The sequence below is a fragment of the Synechococcus sp. R55.7 genome, from assembly GCF_047461955.1.
Taxonomy (GTDB): domain Bacteria; phylum Cyanobacteriota; class Cyanobacteriia; order Thermostichales; family Thermostichaceae; genus Thermostichus.
Window position 1 is genome coordinate 1 of sequence record NZ_JANSIC010000328.1, and the last position, 1685, is coordinate 1685.

Here is a 1685-nt window from a genome sequence, read left to right on the forward strand (position 1 = left end):
CCGGGATCCCTTGGGGGGAAACGCCGCTATAACGGGCTTTGTCGGGCATAAACACCACATGGGGGCCCCGTTTACAATCTTTCATGCAGCCCACCCCCTGCACGCAAATCGAACCAGAGTAGGCGGCCAAGTGGGCGTTCAGGGCTTGCATCACCGCTCCGGCCCCACGCCGATAACAGTCGGATTTCTGGCAGACCAGCACCTTACCTTTGATGTCTGTACCTTTGATATCTCCTTTGATATCTGTGATGTTTGGAGCAACCGGTTCGGAAGCTGCCTCAGCCCCAGAAGCCGAAGACAAACCCCCCGCCCTCTCTCCGAGGGGAACCACCCGGTAAAGCACCCACTTCTCTCGCCCTTTGTGCGGATCCACCTCCCGCTCCCCACAGATCTGCACGGTGTCTCCAGGTTTGAGGGTGCGGTAGAGGGCAGAGCGCAGAGACTTGGGGATCTTGCCGGAAAAAATGTCAGCCCCAGCCTGCCAACGCAGGTACTTGAGCTTGCCGTCTTTATCGGGAAGAAATCCCAAAAACTGGCCCTCCGACTCAAACGGGATTCCTTGCTTAGGGAACTTGCTCATCTTGACCCCCAGCCTCTGTGTTGAGCTGCCAACAAACCTCTAGGCCATCCAATAACTCCTGTCGCCGCGCTGTGTGCTGACGGATCACACTGCGCACCTGTAGAACAGCCAATGGAGTACTCACCTCCACCCGCAGACGGCCATCTCCTGTACAAATCGCCGGGATCCCCAATTCCATCAGCCGCCGACCAACGCGCCAGCGCTCGCCCAGAGGAATGTTCAAGAGATAGCCGCGCTCAGAGTCCAGAAAGACGGGGTTCATGGCCGGGATCAGCACCTCAGAGTAAAGAATAGTGAAGAGATGAAACAAATTCTCAATAGCCTTTCAAAAAAAAGCCAGAGGCCGGAAGCTAGGCAGGCTCAAGCCCACCTGTGGACCTTCTGGCTAGGCTCTGCCGTTCATCAAGCCGAACACCAGGCTGTCGTTGGCCAGGAAGTGATGGAGATGGAAAGCGCGATCCTCTGTTTTCAACAGGATTTGCTCGTAGAGGTAGCGAGTGGCCCGATCCCCAAGGCTCTCCGCCTGGGCTGCCTGTCGCCGCAGCAGATCGATGATGGCCTGCTCTGCCGCCAGGTCGTTCATCAACATTTGCCGCGCCCCAAAAGCTCCATCCGGCTCAGGGGTAAAGCAGCAAAGCTGGGCCAAGGTGGCAAAGCTGGCTACCGGCACACCTCCCAGCCCTTCTAGGCGTTCTCCCAGGTCGTGGACATGCTCCCTCGCCTGCTCGTAGTGATCTTTGAAGAGTTGGTGCAGCGGATAGAACTCAGTGCCTTCTACCACGAAGTGATGCTTCTGGTACTGCAAGTACAGCCCCTGGAAGCTGGCCAGCAGGGCGTTCATCCCCTCGCAAACCGGCTGGGTTATCTCAGTGCCAAGCAAGACAGGATTGTCGCGCACGCTGTTGAAAGACTGGCGCAGGGTTGAAGTTTCGGACATAAAATTCTCCAGCACAAGTTAATAGGAGCTGCGAATCCTAAACTGCCCGCCATAGCGGGCCTGGGATCCCTGGGTGTTTGCCTCCAAATCTAGCATAGTGCAGAAAATGGCTCTTGTGAATAACTCTCAATAAGCCCGTTGTTGCAGATCCCTTTGGAGTGGGATCAG

The 1685-nt window shown here is 56.5% G+C and carries 3 protein-coding genes; all 3 read right to left on the bottom strand.

The window, feature by feature from the left end:
- The coding region (locus NW820_RS12225; protein WP_414407627.1) for a (2Fe-2S) ferredoxin domain-containing protein at window positions 1-580 on the bottom strand (580 nt) is incomplete at its 3' end.
- Window positions 564-890 carry an Asr1405/Asl0597 family protein gene (locus tag NW820_RS12230; protein ID WP_414407628.1) on the bottom strand — a complete coding sequence of 109 codons (327 nt, stop codon included), beginning with the start codon at window positions 888-890 and terminating at the stop codon, window positions 564-566. The genes NW820_RS12230 and NW820_RS12225, both read right to left, overlap by 17 nt.
- Before the next feature lie 75 nt (window positions 891-965).
- Window positions 966-1517: a Dps family protein gene (locus NW820_RS12235; protein ID WP_414343201.1), complete on the bottom strand. Its 552-nt coding sequence runs from the start codon at window positions 1515-1517 to the stop codon at window positions 966-968.
- Window positions 1518-1685: the final 168 nt, after the last annotated feature.